Source organism: Bradyrhizobium guangdongense (assembly GCF_004114975.1).
Lineage (GTDB): Bacteria > Pseudomonadota > Alphaproteobacteria > Rhizobiales > Xanthobacteraceae > Bradyrhizobium > Bradyrhizobium guangdongense.
In genome coordinates, this window is sequence record NZ_CP030051.1 from 147136 (window position 1) to 163069 (window position 15934).

Genomic DNA, 15934 nt, shown 5'->3' on the forward strand with positions numbered 1-15934 from the left:
TTCCGGCGGCGACAACCCAGCCGAATTTGGAGCTAAGGATTTGACTGTGTCCGACCTCGCAACGCTCGAAACATCCATCCTCGACCAGATCGCCGCCGCCGGCGATGAAGCCGCGCTCGAAGCGGTGCGCGTCGCTGCCCTCGGCAAGAAGGGCTCGATCTCGGCGCTGCTGGCCACGCTCGGCAAGATGTCGCCCGACGAACGCAAGACACAGGGCGCGGCAATCAACCAGGCCAAGGACAAGGTGACCGGGGCGCTCGCCGCTCGCCGCGACGTGCTGAAGTCCGCGGCGCTCGATGCGCGGCTCGCGTCCGAGACCGTCGACGTCACCCTGCCGCTGCGCGATGCGCAGGCCGAAGCCGGCCGCATCCATCCGCTCAGCCAGGTCTGGGACGAGCTGACCACGATCTTCGCCGACATGGGATTCTCGGTCGCCGAAGGCCCCGATATCGAGACCGACGATTACAACTTCACCAAGCTGAACTTCCCGGAAGGTCATCCGGCGCGCGAGATGCACGACACGTTCTTCTTCCATCCGAAAGAGGACGGCTCGCGCATGCTGCTGCGGACCCACACCTCGCCGGTGCAGGTGCGCACCATGCTCAGCCAGAAGCCGCCGATCCGCGTGATCTGCCCGGGCCGCACCTACCGCATCGATTCGGATGCGACCCACACACCGCAATTCCACCAGGTCGAAGGGCTGGTGATCGACAAGCATTCGCATCTCGGCCACCTCAAATGGATCCTGCACGAGTTCTGCAAGGCGTTCTTCGAGGTCGACCACATCAACATGCGCTTCCGTCCGTCCTTCTTCCCGTTCACCGAGCCGTCGCTGGAAGTCGACATCCAGTGCCGCCGCGACAAGGGCGAGATCCGCTTCGGCGAAGGCGAGGACTGGCTGGAGATATTGGGCTGCGGCATGGTGCACCCGAACGTGCTGCGCGCCTGCGGCATCGATCCCGACGAGTACCAGGGTTTTGCCTGGGGCATGGGCATCGACCGCATCGCCATGCTGAAATACGGCATTGCCGACCTGCGCCAGCTGTTCGACAGCGACGTCCGCTGGCTGAGCCATTACGGCTTCAAGCCGCTCGAGGTGCCGACGCTGGCCGGAGGGCTGAGCGCGTGATGAGTTGCGCTGGCGGCATCTCTGCAAAGACTCTCTCCGTTCCCTCCCCCCTTGTGGGGGAGGGTCAGGGAGGGGGGTAGCCGCGGATGCCGCACGCAGTTGTGAGCGAACGTCAGCGCAGCCGGGCGAGGCAACTTCGCCGGACGATGACGCGCGCTGAAACACTGCTGTGGCGCTATCTGAAAGCCAATCGAATCGACGGTCTTGGCATCCGTCGCCAAACACCGATCGGAAACTACGTTGTCGACTTCGTCTGCTTTTCCTCGAAGCTCATTATCGAGCTTGATGGCGAGTCGCACGACTTTGAAGAGCGACAAAAGGCAGATCAGCGCCGCGACGCATTCTTTGCCGCCGAGGGTTTTCACGTACTGCCTTTCACCAATGAGCAGGTGATGTCGAACCTCGAGGGAGTTGTTGAAGCGATCCGCCAAGCCGCTTCCGCCGCGGCCCGCGGCTCACCCCCCTCCCTGGCCCTCCCCCACAAGGGGGGAGGGAACGCTGACACCGACCAAAGCAACTCAACCGACAAGAGCCGAGGCAGACAGCCATGAAATTCACCCTCTCCTGGCTGAAGGACCATCTCGACACCGACGAGCCGCTGGAAAAGCTCGCCGACAAGCTCACCATGATCGGGCTCGAGGTCGAGAACATCGAGGACAAGGCGAAGGCGCTCAAGCCCTTCACCATTGCGAAGGTGATCTCGGCCGAGCAGCATCCGAATGCGGATCGCCTGCGTGTCTGCATGGTCGAGACCGGCAACGGGGCTGCGCCGGTGCAGGTCGTGTGCGGGGCGCCGAATGCGCGCGCCGGGCTGGTCAGCGTGTTCTCGCCACCCGGCACCTACATTCCCGGCAAGGACATCACGCTCGGCATCGGCACGATCCGCGGCGTCGAGAGCCGCGGCATGCTGTGCTCGGCGGCCGAATTGCAGATCTCCAACGATCATGACGGCATCATGGAATTGCCGGCGGACGCGCCCGTCGGCGCTGGTTACGCCGAATGGGCCGGGCTCGGCGATCCCGTGATCGAGATCAATCTGACGCCGAACCGGCAGGACTGCACCGGCGTGCACGGCATCGCGCGCGATCTTGCCGCGGCCGACATGGGCAAGTTCAGGGATCCCGGCATCAAGCCGATCAAGGGCGAATTCCCCTGCCCCGTGAAGGTCACGGTCGAGGACGCCACGCTGTGTCCGGGCTTCGCGCTGCGCCTCGTGCGCGGCGTCAAGAATGGTCCGTCGCCGGAATGGCTGCAGAAGCGGCTGAGCGCGATCGGCCTGCGCCCGATCAATGCGCTGGTCGACATCACCAACTTCATGACCTACGACCGCGCGCGCCCGCTGCACGTGTTCGACGCCAAGAAGGTGAAGGGCAATCTGGTCGTGCGCCGCGGCCGCGAGGGCGAGAGCCTGCTCGCGCTCGATGGCCGCACCTACAATCTCGATCCCTCGATCTGCGTCATCGCCGACGAGCACGGCGTCGAATCGCTCGCCGGCATCATGGGCGGCGAAGCCTCGGGCTGCGACGAGAACACGACCGACGTGCTGATCGAATCGGCGCTGTGGAACGAGATCAACATCGCCCAGACCGGCCGCAAGCTCGGCATCAATTCGGACGCACGCTATCGGTTCGAGCGCGGCGTCGATCCGGCCTTCATGGTACCGGGGCTGGAGCTCGCCACCAGGCTGGTGATGGAGATGTGCGGCGGCACGCCGTCGGAGAACGTCGTGGTCGGCAAGGCCTTCGGCGACGACCGCCTGATCGAATTCCCGGTGACCGAGGTGAAGCGTCTCTCCGGCATCGAGGTGCCGATGCCTGAGATGAAGCGCATCCTCACCCATCTCGGCTTCATGATGGCCGGTCCCGGTCCCGTCGTGAAGGTCGCGGTGCCCTCCTGGCGCTCCGACGTGCATGGCAAGGCCGACATCGTCGAGGAGGTCGTGCGGATCTACGGCGTCGACAAGGTGCCGATGACGCCGTTCGAACGCGGCGAGGATGCGCGCAAACCGGTGCTGACGCCGCTGCAACTTCGGACCCGCCGGGCCCGGCGCGCGCTCGCGAGCCGCGGCATGACCGAAGCGGTGACCTGGTCGTTCATCACCAACTCTGCAGCAAAGCTGTTCGGCGGCGGCCAGCGCGAGCTCGAAGTGGCCAACCCGATCGCCGCCGATCTCTCCGACATGCGGCCGAGCCTGTTGCCGGGCCTGGTCGCGGCCGCCCAGGCCAATGCCGATCGCGGCTATGGCGATGTCGCGCTGTTCGAGGTCGGGCAGGTGTTCCGGGGCGATCGCCCGCAGGACCAGTTCATGGCCGCGAGCGGCGTGCGTCGCGGGCTTGCCTCGTCGGAAGGCGTGGGACGGCACTGGTCCGGCTCGGATCAGGCCGACGTGTTCGACGCCAAGGCCGACGCGCTCGCGGTGTTGGCTGCCGCCGGCGCGCCGATGCAGGCGCTGCAGATCGTCGCCGGCGGTCCCGCCTGGCTGCATCCCGGCCGCTCCGGCACGATCCAGATCGGGCCACAGAACGTGCTCGGCACTTTCGGCGAGATGCATCCGCGTGCGCTGGAGGCGCTCGGCGCCGACGGCCCGCTCGTCGTGTTCGAGGTGACGCTCGACCGCATCCCCGAGGCGAAGAAGAAGCCCACCCGCGCCAAACCGCTGATCGAGCTCTCGGCGTTCCAGCCCGTCTCGCGCGACTTCGCCTTCATCGTCGATCGTGCCGTGAAGGCGGCAGACATCGTGCGCGCGGCGCAGAGCGTCGACAAGAAGCTGATCACTGGCGTTATTGTGTTCGACGTCTACGAGGGCAAGGGCATCGACGACGGCAAGAAGTCGATCGCAGTCGCGGTGACGCTGCAGCCGCGCGAGAAGACGCTGACCGATCAGGAGATCGACGCCGTCGCCGCGAAGATCGTGGCTGAGGTCGCGAAGAAGACCGGCGGCACGCTGCGGGGATGATGCCGAAAAGTGGGACGCGGTTTTCGGACAACATCATGCTCCAGAAGTAAAGCATGAGCTTTACGGATTTCCTCCCGAGGGACGTCAGCCTCACCATTGCGATGGCGCTCTGCGCCATCGCTTTCGTTTCCGGCACCGCACGCGGCTTTTCCGGCTTCGGCGCGGCGCTGATCTTCATGCCGCTGGCGAGCAGCGTCGCGGCGCCGCGACTTGTCGCAGCGCTGCTCCTCGTCATCGATTTCGTGTCCGCCGCACCATTGGCGCCCGACGCCTGGCGCAAGGCAGACCGCAGGGCAACTGCGGTGATCGTGCTCGGCGCGCTGGTCGGCGTGCCGCTCGGCACCTATTTCCTCAGCGTGCTCGAACCCGTCACCACGCGCTGGATCATCTCCGGCTTCGTCGCAGCGCTCCTGCTTCTGCTGCTGTCCGGCTGGCGCTATCGCGGCAAGGACCATGCCTGGCTCTCGGTCGGCATCGGCGGCCTCTCCGGCTTCTGCAGCGGGCTGGCGCAGACCGGCGGGCCGCCGATCGTCGGCTACTGGCTCGGCCGCCCGATCGCACCGATCGTCGCGCGCGCCAACATCGTCTTGTTTTTCGGCGCCTCGGATTTCTTCTCGATGATCAGCTACGCCACTTCAGGCCTGATCTCGCGCGAGTCGCTGGTGCTGTCCCTGATCGTCGGCCCGGTCTATGCGCTCGGCGTCGCCTTCGGCGCGTCGCTGTTCGGCCGCGCCAGCGAAACCATCTTCCGCAGAATCTGCTACGCCCTGATCGCAATCGCGGTGATCACCGGCCTGCCGGTGCTGGACGGGGTGTTGCGGTAGACTGCCTCTACCGCCGGGGCGCGCGGCGCTTCTTCGTCGATTGCGTCGGCACCTCGGCGGGCTCGTCCTTCAGCGCACCGATCTTGCGTAGCGCGGCGTCGGCGGCGCGCTCACCGCTGTCCCAGGCACCATCGACGGTGCCCCACAACGTCTCATGCGTGGCTTCGCCTGCGAGGAACATGTTGCCGATCGGCTCGGCCAAAACCTTTCGCGAGAGCTGGCCGCCGGGCGCGGCCGCCGACATTGCGCCCATCACATAGGGCGAGGCGTTCCAGCGCGTCGCGGCGGTCTTCTGCACGGCGGCCGCGGCCTCGCTGCCGAACAGCTTCGTGATCCATTCCCTGGCGAAGGCCGTCATCGCCTTCTCGCCCTGCTCGGAGAGATCGCGCCCGAAGGAGCCCCCGACGTCGATCGAACACAGCGAGGAACCACCGATATTGGCGATCATCAGCGCGGTGCGGGTCGAGTTGCTCTGCTCGATCAGGACGTCGTCGCGCGAGAGGCCGAGCGGATTGCCCGGGAGCTGCAGCACGATGTGATCGTAACTGCCGAGCGTGAGCTTGGACGCCGCATCCAAGGTGCGCTTGGGGATGTCGGGCGCGAACTTGATCGCGCCGCTCGCGAGCACATTGGTCGAGACCGTGATGATGGCCGCACGCGCGACGATCTTTCCGGCCTGCGTCTCCACGCTGACGTCGCGATTGGTCCAGAGAATCCGGTTGGCCGGTGTCGCGAACGCGACCGGCACCTGCTCGCCGAGCCTCGCGATCAGGGTGCCCAGACCCTGGCGGCAGGCGATCGCGGCATTGCGGTCCTGGGCGCGCGCCTTGTCGATCGCGGACAGCTCCTTCAGGTCCTTGCCGGCAAAGCTCGCGCCGAGCACGAACTCCGCGGCGCCGGCCCAATCGCCGAGGTCCTTCGGCAAGGCCGAGGCGCAGGACGTATCGAGCTTGCCGCGCGCGGCCTCGTCGATGGCCCTGTTGGCGCGCACCAGCGCCGCCAGAAACTCCTCGGTCTCGCCAGCACGCGCATTGCGGCGGCCGATGCGCATCTTCTGACCCGACGGCGCCGGCGAAACATCGAGCCCGGCATTGCGGGCGAGCCGGATCATCGGGTTGGTGTCGGGATTGTGCATCCAGCGCGCGCCGCGATCGAACGGCACGTCGAAGGTGGCGACGTCAGTGATGCAGCGCCCGCCGATCTGCGACGACGCCTCCACCACGATCACCTTGCGGTTGGCCGCCACGATACGCCGCGCCGCAGCGATGCCGGCCGCACCCGCACCGATCACGACAATGTCAGCCTCGCGCGGCAGCGGCGCAGCCGTTGCGCGCAGAACCGGCGCGGCCGCAAAGGCCGCCGACGCCGATAGGAAGCTGCGGCGCGTGATTTTCATGTCATGGTTTCCGGAAACTTGCGGGCGACGGGAACAGCCGGCGAACCTTGCCGCATCTGATGTTGCGCAGCAACCATCATGGTGAATCAATCGTGCTTGAACTCACAGAGCCATGAACCGAATTGCAACAGGTTTCGACCATGATACAGATGGAAAAAAGACGGCCAGAAAAGCCCGGGGAGAGCTCATGGGGACGGTCCTGGATTCAGTCGGCAAAGTGATTGCCGCGTACCTCTCGAAGGAGGTGCCGGGTTACGAGCCGTTCACGCCGAGCGACCCCGAACACCTGCGCGGCGTGATCCAGCCCGGCGACGTCATGCTGGTCGAGGGCAACAACCGCATCTCCGGCATCATCAAATACCTGACGCAGTCGACCTGGTCGCATGCCGCGCTCTATGTCGGTCCTGTCGAGGGCGCGGCCGAGCCCGACGGCGAGCCGCATGTGCTGATCGAGGCCAATATCGGCGAAGGCGTCACCTCCGCTCCGCTGTCGAAGTACTTCCCCTATCACACCCGCATCTGCCGGCCGGTCGGGCTGTCCTACGAGGACCGCACCACGGTGTGCCGCTATGCGATCAACCGCATCGGCTTTGGCTATGACACCAAGAACATCATCGATCTGATGCGCTTCCTGTTCCCGCTGCCGGTGCCACAGCGCTGGCGGCGGCGCATGATCGCGCTCGGCTCGGGCGATCCGACCAAGATCATCTGCTCGGCACTGATCGCGCAGGCCTTCGATGCCGTGCGCTACCCGATCCTGCCGAAGATCACCAAGGCCGGCAGCCGCGCCGCCCGCCGCGAGATCCTGCACATCCGCGATTCCTCGCTCTACATGCCCCGCGACTTCGATATCTCGCCCTATTTCGAAGTGGTCAAACCCACCATCGTGCACGGCTTCGACTACACGGCCTTGCACTGGGCCGACAAGCAAAAGCCGCTCGAGGAGGTGGCGGGCTCATTCGGTGTGTTTCCAGAAACGTTCCGTGCGCCGCCGCTCGTTCCTGAAGCGATTGACGAAGAAGCGCCGGCTTCGGCTGAGCAAGTGATGCCGGCGACGACGCTCGATCGCGTCACCGCCTCCGAACATGTGCCGCTGCTGAGGAGGCTGGCCGCGTATCGCCCGAGACGCCGCGGACGGACGAGAGAGCGGGCGGCCTAACCGCCAGCGTCGTCCTGGCGAAGGCGCCTCAACCGGAGAGAACTACCGCTCCGCCCGTCCGATCACCGCCATCAGCTCTGCGATCTTCTCGCGCTGATCGGCCTTGTCGCCGCTCGCGATCGCGTGCTCGACGCAATGGGCGACGTGGTCCTTCAGGATCTCTTCCTCGACCCGGCGCAGCGCGGCGCGGACAGCCGATATCTGCGTCACGATGTCGATGCAGTAGCGGTCTTCCTCTACCATTTTCGACAGGCCGCGAACCTGGCCCTCGATCCGGCCGAGACGTTTTCCGACAGATGCCTTGATGTCCTTGCGCATGCGGTCTATATACCCTTACCGGGTATAGGTTGCAAGACCGAGTCAAGGACCGGAGCATGGAAATGAGCGACGCGGATCACGGGCATCATCACAACGAACAGACTCACGGCGGATGCGGTTGTTCCAGCAAGGCGGCCGCTGCTCCCGTGCCCGCGACTTCCTCCTGCTGCGGCGGCCATGGCGACCATTCCGGCCATGATCACGGCCACGACGCCGCCGTCACAAAGGTTCTCGATCCCGTCTGCGGCATGACGGTCGATCCTGCGACCTCGAAACATCGCTTCGAGCATCACGGCGAGACCTTCCATTTCTGCTCGGCCGGCTGCCGCACCAAATTCGCCGCGGATCCCGCCAAGTATCTCACCAAAAACAAAACGCCCGAGCCCGAGATGCCGGCGGGCACGATCTACACCTGCCCCATGCATCCCGAGATTCGCCAGGTCGGACCCGGCAGCTGCCCGATCTGCGGCATGGCGCTGGAACCGGAGGTCGCGAGCCTGGAGACGGGACCCAATCCCGAGCTCGCCGACATGACGCGGCGCTTCTGGATCGGCGGCGCGCTGGCGTTGCCGCCCGTCGTTCTGGAGATGAGCGGCCATCTCGCCGGGCCGCACAATTGGATCGATCCGACCTTATCGAACTGGATCCAGCTCGTGTTCGCAACGCCCGTGGTGCTGTGGGCCGGCTGGCCGTTCTTCGTCCGCGGCTGGCAGTCGCTGCTGACGCGCAACCTCAACATGTTCACGCTGATCGCGATGGGAACCGGCGTCGCCTATGTCTACAGCCTGATCGGCACCATCGCGCCGCAGATTTTCCCCGCAACCTTCCGCGGCCATGAAGGCGCGGTCGCGGTCTATTTCGAGGCCGCCGCCGTCATCACCGTCCTCGTGCTGCTCGGCCAGGTGCTGGAGCTGCGCGCCCGCGATGCGACTTCTGGCGCCATCAAGGCGCTGCTGCAGCTCGCGCCGAAAACCGCGCGCCGTGTCGACGCCGATGGCAGCGAGCACGAGGTCGAAATCGACACGCTCCATGCCGGCGATCGCCTGCGTGTTCGTCCCGGCGAGAAGGTGCCGGTCGACGGCGTCATTCTCGAGGGCCGCTCCTCGCTCGATGAATCGCTGGTGACGGGCGAATCCATGCCGGTGACAAAGGAGGTCGACGCCAAGGTCATCGCCGGCACGCTCAATCAGTCCGGCAGCTTCATCATGCGCGCCGACAAGGTCGGGCGCGAGACGCTGCTGTCGCAGATCGTGCAGATGGTGGCGGATGCCCAGCGTTCGCGCGCGCCGATCCAGCGGCTGGCCGACCAGGTCGCCGGCTGGTTCGTGCCGTCGGTCATCGCTGTCGCCATCGCGGCCTTCGCCGCCTGGGCCTGGTTCGGACCGGAGCCGCGGCTGGCCTTCGGCCTCGTCGCCGCCGTCAGCGTGCTGATCATCGCCTGCCCCTGCGCGCTGGGGCTCGCCACCCCGATGTCGATCATGGTCGGCGTCGGCCGCGGTGCACAGGCCGGCGTGCTGATCAAGAACGCCGAGGCGCTGGAGCGGATGGAGAAGATCGACACGCTGGTGGTCGACAAGACCGGCACGCTCACCGAAGGCAAGCCCAAGGTGGTCGCGATCGTGCCGGCATCCGGTTTCGCGGAAAAGGACATCCTGCGGCTTGCCGCCACCGTCGAGCGCGCCAGCGAGCATCCGCTGGCTGACGCGATCGTGCGCGCCGCGAAGGAGAAGCAGCTTGCGCTGGGCCAGGTGGAAGAATTCGACTCGCCAACGGGCAAGGGCGCGACCGGCAAGGTCGACGGCAGGAGCGTGGTGCTCGGCAACGCAAGATATCTGACATCGATCGCCATCGACACCAAGCCGCTCGATGCCGAGGCCGAACGCTTGCGTGGCGACGGCGCGACCGTCATCAACATGGCGGTCGACGGCAGGCTTGCCGGCCTGTTCGCCATCGCCGATCCGGTCAAGGCCTCGACCCCGGACGCGCTGAAGGCACTCGCCGCTGAGGGCATCAAGGTGATCATGCTGACCGGCGACAACAGAACCACGGCCGAAGCGGTGGCGCGCCGGCTCGGCATTGCCGATGTCGAGGCCGAGGTGCTGCCCGACCAGAAGAGCGCGGTGGTGGCGAAGCTGCAGAAGGCCGGCCGCAGCGTCGCAATGGCCGGCGACGGGGTCAACGACGCACCGGCGCTGGCGGCGGCCGAGGTCGGCATCGCCATGGGCACCGGCACCGACGTCGCGATGGAAAGCGCAGGCGTCACGCTGCTGAAGGGCGATCTCACCGGCATCGTGCGGGCGCGAAAGCTGTCGCAGGCGACGATGAGCAATATCAGGCAAAACCTGTTCTTCGCCTTCATCTACAACGCCGCCGGAATCCCGATCGCCGCAGGCATCCTCTATCCGGCCTTCGGCCTGCTGCTGTCGCCGATCATCGCGGCCGCCGCGATGGCGCTATCCTCGGTGAGCGTGGTCGGCAACGCGCTGCGGCTGCGCGCAACGCGGTTGTGATGACCTCTCCTCTCCCTCTCCCCGTTCTTACGGGGAGAGGGTTGGGGTGAGGGGCCGCCTCCGCGAATTCATTGCAAGTGAGACTTGCGGAGGGTCCCCCTCATCCGAAATTCAAGCTACGCTTGAATTCCGACCTCTCCCCGCACGCGGGGCGAGGTAAGAAACAGCGGTACCCGCGGAGAGGGCCTGATGCAGCGGATTACCATCACGATCGAGGACGATCTTCTGGCGGAGATCGACGCCGCGGCCGAGGCGCGCGGCTACCAGAACCGCTCGGAGATCATCCGCGATCTCGCCCGCGCGGGCCTGCAGCAATCGAGCGAGGACACTGCACAAACGGGCGCCTGCGTCGCCGGCCTCGTCTATGTCTACGATCACGCCGCCCGAGACCTCTCGAAGCGGCTGGTGCAGGAATTCCACGGCCATCATGACCTCGCGCTCGCGACCCTGCATGTTCATCTCGACGACAACAATTGCATGGAGATGACGGCGCTGAAGGGCGATGCTGCCGAGGTCCGGCACTTTGCCGACCACATCATCGCCGAGCGCGGCGTCCGCTACGGGCGTGTGGTGATGATCCCGACGGGGGACAGCAAGCCGAAGGTGCGGAAGCACGGCCATCGGGCATGAGTGAGCCTAGTGCTCGTGCCCCGGACAGGAATCGTAGGGTGGGCAAAGGCGCACTTGCGCCATGCCCACGATTAATCCAAGACGGCATAGAGGTCGTGGGCACGCTTCGCTTTGCCCACCCTAAGATAGTGCCTGAGTGGCGAGATCACGCCGCCTTCGCACTCGCACCCGGCAACCCCGCCCGCGCGAGGCCGCCGTAGAGCTGCTCGTTCGGCATTTCCTCCCGCAAAATCTTGCGCACCGCGATCAGCCTGTCGAGATCGATCCCCGTCGCAAAACCCTTGCTCTCGCACAGGAACACGAGGTCCTCGAACACGACGTTGCCGGTCGCGCCGGGCGCAAAGGGGCAGCCGCCAAGGCCGCCGAGCGAACCGTCGAGGATGCGGACACCTTCGTCCAGCGCCGCGGCGGCGTTGGCGATGCCCATGCCGCGGGTGTCGTGGAGATGGATGCAGATCGGCTTTGTCCCCGCGAGCTTGACAGCGGCGCGCGACAATTCGGCCACCTGTTTCGGCCCGGCATAGCCGACCGTGTCGGCGATCGCGACGAAATCGACACCGGCCTCGAGGCATTTCTCGACGAGACGCAGCACCTCTTTCGGATCGACCGCGCCGGTGATCGAGCAGCCCAGCGCCATCGAGATCGCCGCGTTCACCAGCGGCTTGTGGCTGCTGGCATCGCGCAGCTCGCAGAGCCGCTTGATGTTGGCGATCGCCGAATCGCGCGAGCGATGCGCATTGGCCTGGCTGTGCTCCTCGGTCGCCGATACCACCGAGGCGATCTCGCCGACGCCTGATTGCAGCGCCTCGTTGACCCCGCGCTCGTTCAGCGCGAGCGCGATGCCATGGGCGCCGGGAAGGCTCGCCACCGTTCCGATGACCTCGCGGACATCGACGAATTGCGGAAAGGTCTTGGCCGGCAGGAACGAACCGACCTCGAAATGCCTAACGCCGGCGGCGTATTCCTCGCGCGCCCAGCGCTGCTTCGCGGCGGTCGAGGGAAACTTTTTCACGAGCTGGAGCCCGTCGCGCAGGCCGACCTCGCGCAAGACGACGCGGTCTGCGGGGTAGATGGTCTCGATCCGGCTCATGCGCGCCTCCCAGCGGCTTTTGACGTGATATCGTTGCTGTCGACCTCGGCGCGAACCGCCGAGGTGTCGGCGCCGAGCGGCGCGACCTTGAGGCCTTCGCCGAGATGATCACCGTTCCACTCGATCGGCAGCGTCGGCACGTGGAACGGCTTGCCGTCGGCGGTGACGTTGGTGACGAGCCCGCCCGGCCGCAGCACGTGCGGATCGGCGAGGAGATCCTCGGGCCGGTTGATCGGGGAGAAGCAAATGTTGAGCGCGTCGAGCTTTTGCGACAGCTCGGCCACGTTCCACTGGCGGATGATCTCCGCCACACGCGGAAGGATCCGCGGACGCGCGAGGATGCGATCGGTGGTGGTGCGCAAGGCGGGATCGTCGAGAAACTCGTTCAAGCCGAACTCGCGGCAGAACGCCTGCCAGTGGCCCTCGGTCACGACGCCGATGAAGATGCGGCCCTCACCGGCGGCATCGAAAATGTCGTAGATCGGCCAGGCGTGCTCGCGCTCCGGCATCGAGCGCGGCTTGTTGCCGGTCATCTCGTATTCCACCATGTGCTGGGCAACCAGGAACAGGCAGTTCTCGAACAGCCCGATGCGGATGTCCGCACCGTCGCGCTTGCCGCCGCGTTTCTGATAGAGCGCGGCGAGAATCGCGATCACGCCGAACATGCCGCCCATGATGTCGTTGGCGGAGGAGCCGACGCGCTGCGGCTTCTCCTTGGTGCCGGTCATCGCGGCGAGCCCCGACATCATCTGCACGACCTCGTCGAGCGCGGGACGATGCTCATAGGGGCCGGAGAGAAAGCCCTTGTGGCCGGCGATGATCAGATGCGGATGCCTGCGGCGCAACTCCTCGGCGCCGAGCCCCTGCTTCTCGAGCAAGCCATCGCGAAAATTTTCCAGGAACACATCGGCGGTTTCCAGCAGCCGGTGCATGGTGTCGCGATCCTCAGGGACCTCGAAGTCCAACACCACGCTACGCTTGCCGCGGTTGAACAGCGGGAAGAACGCGGTGCCCATGCCGCCCAGGGAGCGGGTCTTGTCGCCGGCGGGCGGCTCGACCTTGATCACCTCGGCTCCCAACTGCGCGAGGATCATGCCGCAGGTCGGGCCCATGACCATGTGGGTCATCTCGACGACCCGCACGCCTTCGAGCGGCAATCCGGTCTCAGCCATCCGTCACTCCCTGTCGGTTCGGCGCAAAGACTAGGTCTTCACAAGCCTTCTTAAAAATATAATCTGTCGAAGAATGCCTTCGCAGATCTAGAACGTTGGCCCGCCCATGGATTCGCGCCAGCTCCGCTATTTCATCGCCGTTTACGAGCAGCGGAACCTGTCGCGCGCCGCCGACCAGGTGAATGTCGCCCAGTCCGCGCTCAGCCATCATATCTCGAATCTGGAGGCCGAGTTCGCCACGCCTTTGTTCGAGCGCAAGTCGCGCGGCATGGATCCGACCGCGGCCGGCGAGCGGCTCTACGAGCATGCGCGCATCATCCTGCGCGCGATGGCGGAGGCCGAGACCGAGGTGCGCGAGGGCGCCCGCGTCATCGCCGGCGAGATCTCGATCGGCATGGCCAATTCCGGCGTCAAGGCGATCGGCGTCGAGCTGATGCGCACGGTGCTGACGAAATATCCAAAACTCAAGCTGTCGCTCACCGAGAGCCTGTCGGGCGCGACGCTGATGCATCTGATGGTCTCCAATGTCGACCTCGCCCTGGTCTACAATCCGCCGTCCGAGAAGGAGCTGATCACCGAGGCGGTGCTCGAAGAGGAGATGTTCCTGGTCGGCATCCCCAAACTCGTCGGCAAGGGCAGGGCGCCGATCCGGTTCGAGGAGCTGAGCCGGCTGCCGCTGATCCTCTTGCGCTACGGCCTCGGCCTGTCCTCCCGCGCGCTGCTCGATGATCCCGTGCTGCTCAAGCGGCTGGAGGGCGCCGCGATCCTGCACGCCAACTCCATCACGGGCATGACCGGCGCGCTGGTGGAGGGGCTCGGCTGCACCATTGCCACCAAGCTGTTCGCGCGCGAGGAGCTGGCCGCTGGCCGCCTGGTCGCGCGCAAGGTGGTCGAGCCGAAATTGACCCGCACGCTCTATCTCTGCCGCCTCCGCAACCGCCCGATGACCTACGCCATGGAAGAGATGCGCCGCTTGATGCTCTCGCTGATCGCCGACCAGGTGCGCAGCGGCGGCTGGCAGGCGACACTGGCGGGGTGAGTTCTCGCCACGCCGTCATTGCGAGCGCAGCGAAGCAATCCAGAGTCTTTCCGTAGTGGGATTCTGGATTGCTTCGCTGCGCTCGCAATGACGCGCGGATGGCTCGTTCGAAAATCTCGAACGCTTCCATCGATATGTTCTTCTGGATTTCCGGCTTCCAACCGCCAACATGGCACGATCCGGCAAGGTTCACAAAAGACCACAGAGATGAGCCGCCGGAACCGCGCGCTTATAGCGCGCCACGGGAGGACATCATGAGCGTCGTGGGAATCGACACGAATATCGGGATCGACACGCCATCACCATCAGGACCCGACGAGATCTCGCGGCGGCTCGAGGCGATGGCGGCGACGGGCTATGTCTGGAGGCTCGTCATCCTGCTTTCGCTCGGCGGCTGCTTCGAGATCTACGATCTGTTCCTGACCGGCTACATCGCGCCCGGCCTCAGCCGCAGCGGCCTGCTCTCCACGACGACGCAGGCCTTCTTCGGCTTCTCCGGCATCGGCGCCTTCGTCGCCGCAACCTTCGCCGGCCTGTTCGTCGGCACCTTCTTCCTCGGCTTCCTCGCCGATCGTTTTGGCCGGCGCGCGATCTTCACCTATGCCCTGCTCGCCTACACCACCGCGTCCGTGATCATGGCCTGCCAGACCTCCTCCGGAGGTCTTCTGCTGTGGCGCTTCCTCGCCGGCATCGGCATCGGCGTCGAGGTCATCACCATCGATGCCTACATTACCGAGCTGGTGCCGAGCCGGATGCGCGGACGCGCCTTTGCGGTGAACCAGTCGATCATGTTCGTCGCGGTGCCCGTTGTCGCCTTCCTCGCCTGGTGGCTGGTGCCGCTCGCGCCTTACGGCGTCGAAGGCTGGCGCTGGGTGGTACTGATTGGCGCCGCCGCCAGCATGATCATCTGGGTGCTGCGGCTGTTCGTGCCCGAAAGCCCGCTCTGGCTGGCGCGTCACGGCCGCACCGAGGACGCGTTCCGGATCCTCGCAACCCTCGAAGCCAGAGGCGGCGCAGCGATGAACCCCTCAACTTCGCCCGCGCGGCCAGCGACTCAGACGACCACACGCGTCGCCTTCGCCGATCTTTTCCGGCCGCCTTATGTCTCGCTCGTCGTCCTGTTCATGGTGTTCAACCTCTGCCAGGCCTTCGGCTTCTACGGCTTTGCCAATTGGGTGCCGACGCTGCTGGTGGAGAAAGGCATCACCGTCACCAAGAGCCTGCAATATTCCTTCATCGTCGCCTTCGCCTATCCGATCGCGCCGCTGCTCGCCGCCAGCTTCGCCGACAGGTTCGAACGCCGGTGGATCATCGCCGGCGCCTGCATCGCCATCATCGTGTTCGGGATGGCGTTCGCGCAGATGACCGCGCCGGCCTTGCTGATCGTCTGCGGCGTGCTGCTGACCGCCTGCAACACGACGATGTCCTACGCCTATCACGCCTACCAGACGGAGGTGTTTCCGACCCAGATCCGGGCGCAGGCCTCGGGCCTCGTCTATTCGATGAGCCGGCTCTCCGCGACATTCTCCGGCTTCATCGTCGCCTACATGCTGAAGGAGGCCGGCGTGACCGGCGTGTTCGGCCTGATCACCGCGGCGATGCTGATCGTGGTGATCGCCATGGCGCTGTTCGGCCCTGATGTGCGCGGCAAGGCACTGGATACGGTGTAGCTGAGTTCGCCATTGCGAGCGTAGCGAAGCAATCCAGAGTC

General features: G+C 65.7%; 13 protein-coding genes. 9 read left to right on the plus strand and 4 right to left on the minus strand.

Annotated elements, in window-relative coordinates:
- Positions 1–46: 46 nt before the first annotated feature.
- The 4 genes from pheS to X265_RS00695 all read left to right on the plus strand — a co-directional run bounded on the left by pheS (position 47) and on the right by X265_RS00695 (position 4909).
- On the plus strand, positions 47–1129 hold the full coding sequence (gene pheS, locus X265_RS00680) for a phenylalanine--tRNA ligase subunit alpha (protein ID WP_128963168.1): 1083 nt from the start codon (positions 47–49) through the stop codon (positions 1127–1129).
- 146 nt (positions 1130–1275) lie between these two features.
- On the plus strand, positions 1276–1680 hold the full coding sequence (locus tag X265_RS00685) for an endonuclease domain-containing protein (protein WP_244659435.1): 405 nt from the start codon (positions 1276–1278) through the stop codon (positions 1678–1680).
- Positions 1677–4085 (plus strand): phenylalanine--tRNA ligase subunit beta, encoded by a 2409-nt coding sequence (pheT, locus tag X265_RS00690; RefSeq protein WP_128963170.1) that lies wholly within the window; start codon positions 1677–1679, stop codon positions 4083–4085. The genes X265_RS00685 and pheT overlap by 4 nt, the downstream gene beginning before the upstream one ends.
- A gap of 53 nt (positions 4086–4138) precedes the next feature.
- Positions 4139–4909 carry a sulfite exporter TauE/SafE family protein gene (locus X265_RS00695; RefSeq protein WP_128963171.1) on the plus strand — a complete coding sequence of 257 codons (771 nt, stop codon included), beginning with the start codon at positions 4139–4141 and terminating at the stop codon, positions 4907–4909.
- Between the two features lie 7 nt (positions 4910–4916).
- On the opposite strand, the gene X265_RS00700 is transcribed toward X265_RS00695, so the two are convergent.
- Positions 4917–6305 carry a flavin monoamine oxidase family protein gene (locus X265_RS00700; protein WP_128963172.1) on the minus strand — a complete coding sequence of 463 codons (1389 nt, stop codon included), beginning with the start codon at positions 6303–6305 and terminating at the stop codon, positions 4917–4919.
- A 187-nt stretch (positions 6306–6492) separates the two neighbouring features.
- On the opposite strand from X265_RS00700, the gene X265_RS00705 reads away from it, so the two are divergent.
- The gene (locus tag X265_RS00705) at positions 6493–7464 is read left to right on the plus strand and encodes a YiiX/YebB-like N1pC/P60 family cysteine hydrolase (RefSeq protein WP_128963173.1); all 972 of its coding nucleotides are present in this window, start codon (positions 6493–6495) and stop codon (positions 7462–7464) included.
- 42 nt (positions 7465–7506) lie between these two features.
- On the opposite strand, the gene X265_RS00710 is transcribed toward X265_RS00705, so the two are convergent.
- Positions 7507–7782 (minus strand): metal-sensitive transcriptional regulator, encoded by a 276-nt coding sequence (locus X265_RS00710; RefSeq protein WP_024338640.1) that lies wholly within the window; start codon positions 7780–7782, stop codon positions 7507–7509.
- A 62-nt stretch (positions 7783–7844) separates the two neighbouring features.
- On the opposite strand from X265_RS00710, the gene X265_RS00715 reads away from it, so the two are divergent.
- A complete protein-coding gene (locus X265_RS00715; protein ID WP_164938356.1) occupies positions 7845–10292 on the plus strand; it encodes a heavy metal translocating P-type ATPase in 2448 nt (815 codons plus the stop codon).
- A gap of 189 nt (positions 10293–10481) precedes the next feature.
- Positions 10482–10922 carry a nickel-responsive transcriptional regulator NikR gene (gene nikR, locus X265_RS00720; protein ID WP_128963175.1) on the plus strand — a complete coding sequence of 147 codons (441 nt, stop codon included), beginning with the start codon at positions 10482–10484 and terminating at the stop codon, positions 10920–10922.
- Between the two features lie 145 nt (positions 10923–11067).
- Here the strand turns inward: nikR and X265_RS00725 are convergent, their stop codons facing one another.
- The gene (locus tag X265_RS00725; protein ID WP_128963176.1) at positions 11068–12012 is read right to left on the minus strand and encodes a hydroxymethylglutaryl-CoA lyase; all 945 of its coding nucleotides are present in this window, start codon (positions 12010–12012) and stop codon (positions 11068–11070) included.
- Positions 12009–13184 (minus strand): CoA transferase, encoded by a 1176-nt coding sequence (locus X265_RS00730; RefSeq protein WP_128963177.1) that lies wholly within the window; start codon positions 13182–13184, stop codon positions 12009–12011. Before X265_RS00730 ends, X265_RS00725 begins: the two co-directional genes overlap by 4 nt.
- A 106-nt stretch (positions 13185–13290) precedes the next feature.
- Between X265_RS00730 and X265_RS00735 the strand changes: the two genes are divergently transcribed.
- Positions 13291–14223, plus strand: coding sequence for a LysR family transcriptional regulator (locus X265_RS00735; RefSeq protein WP_128963178.1), 933 nt, complete (start codon positions 13291–13293; stop codon positions 14221–14223).
- Between the two features lie 254 nt (positions 14224–14477).
- Entirely contained in the window at positions 14478–15893 is a 1416-nt protein-coding gene (locus tag X265_RS00740) for an MFS transporter (RefSeq protein ID WP_128963179.1), read from the plus strand.
- The last annotated feature ends 41 nt before the right edge of the window (positions 15894–15934 follow it).

What these genes read in the sequence shown, in the direction of transcription:
- X265_RS00730 (WP_128963177.1), bottom strand. Translation starts at nt 13,184, where the DNA reads ATGGCTGAGACCGGATTGCCGCTCGAAGGCGTGCGGGTCGTCGAGATG.
- X265_RS00705 (WP_128963173.1), top strand. Translation starts at nt 6,493, where the DNA reads ATGGGGACGGTCCTGGATTCAGTCGGCAAAGTGATTGCCGCGTACCTC.
- X265_RS00715 (WP_164938356.1), top strand. Translation starts at nt 7,845, where the DNA reads ATGAGCGACGCGGATCACGGGCATCATCACAACGAACAGACTCACGGC.
- X265_RS00700 (WP_128963172.1), bottom strand. Translation starts at nt 6,305, where the DNA reads ATGAAAATCACGCGCCGCAGCTTCCTATCGGCGTCGGCGGCCTTTGCG.
- pheT (WP_128963170.1), top strand. Translation starts at nt 1,677, where the DNA reads ATGAAATTCACCCTCTCCTGGCTGAAGGACCATCTCGACACCGACGAG.
- X265_RS00725 (WP_128963176.1), bottom strand. Translation starts at nt 12,012, where the DNA reads ATGAGCCGGATCGAGACCATCTACCCCGCAGACCGCGTCGTCTTGCGC.
- X265_RS00735 (WP_128963178.1), top strand. Translation starts at nt 13,291, where the DNA reads ATGGATTCGCGCCAGCTCCGCTATTTCATCGCCGTTTACGAGCAGCGG.
- X265_RS00740 (WP_128963179.1), top strand. Translation starts at nt 14,478, where the DNA reads ATGAGCGTCGTGGGAATCGACACGAATATCGGGATCGACACGCCATCA.
- X265_RS00685 (WP_244659435.1), top strand. Translation starts at nt 1,276, where the DNA reads ATGACGCGCGCTGAAACACTGCTGTGGCGCTATCTGAAAGCCAATCGA.
- X265_RS00695 (WP_128963171.1), top strand. Translation starts at nt 4,139, where the DNA reads ATGAGCTTTACGGATTTCCTCCCGAGGGACGTCAGCCTCACCATTGCG.
- X265_RS00710 (WP_024338640.1), bottom strand. Translation starts at nt 7,782, where the DNA reads ATGCGCAAGGACATCAAGGCATCTGTCGGAAAACGTCTCGGCCGGATC.
- nikR (WP_128963175.1), top strand. Translation starts at nt 10,482, where the DNA reads ATGCAGCGGATTACCATCACGATCGAGGACGATCTTCTGGCGGAGATC.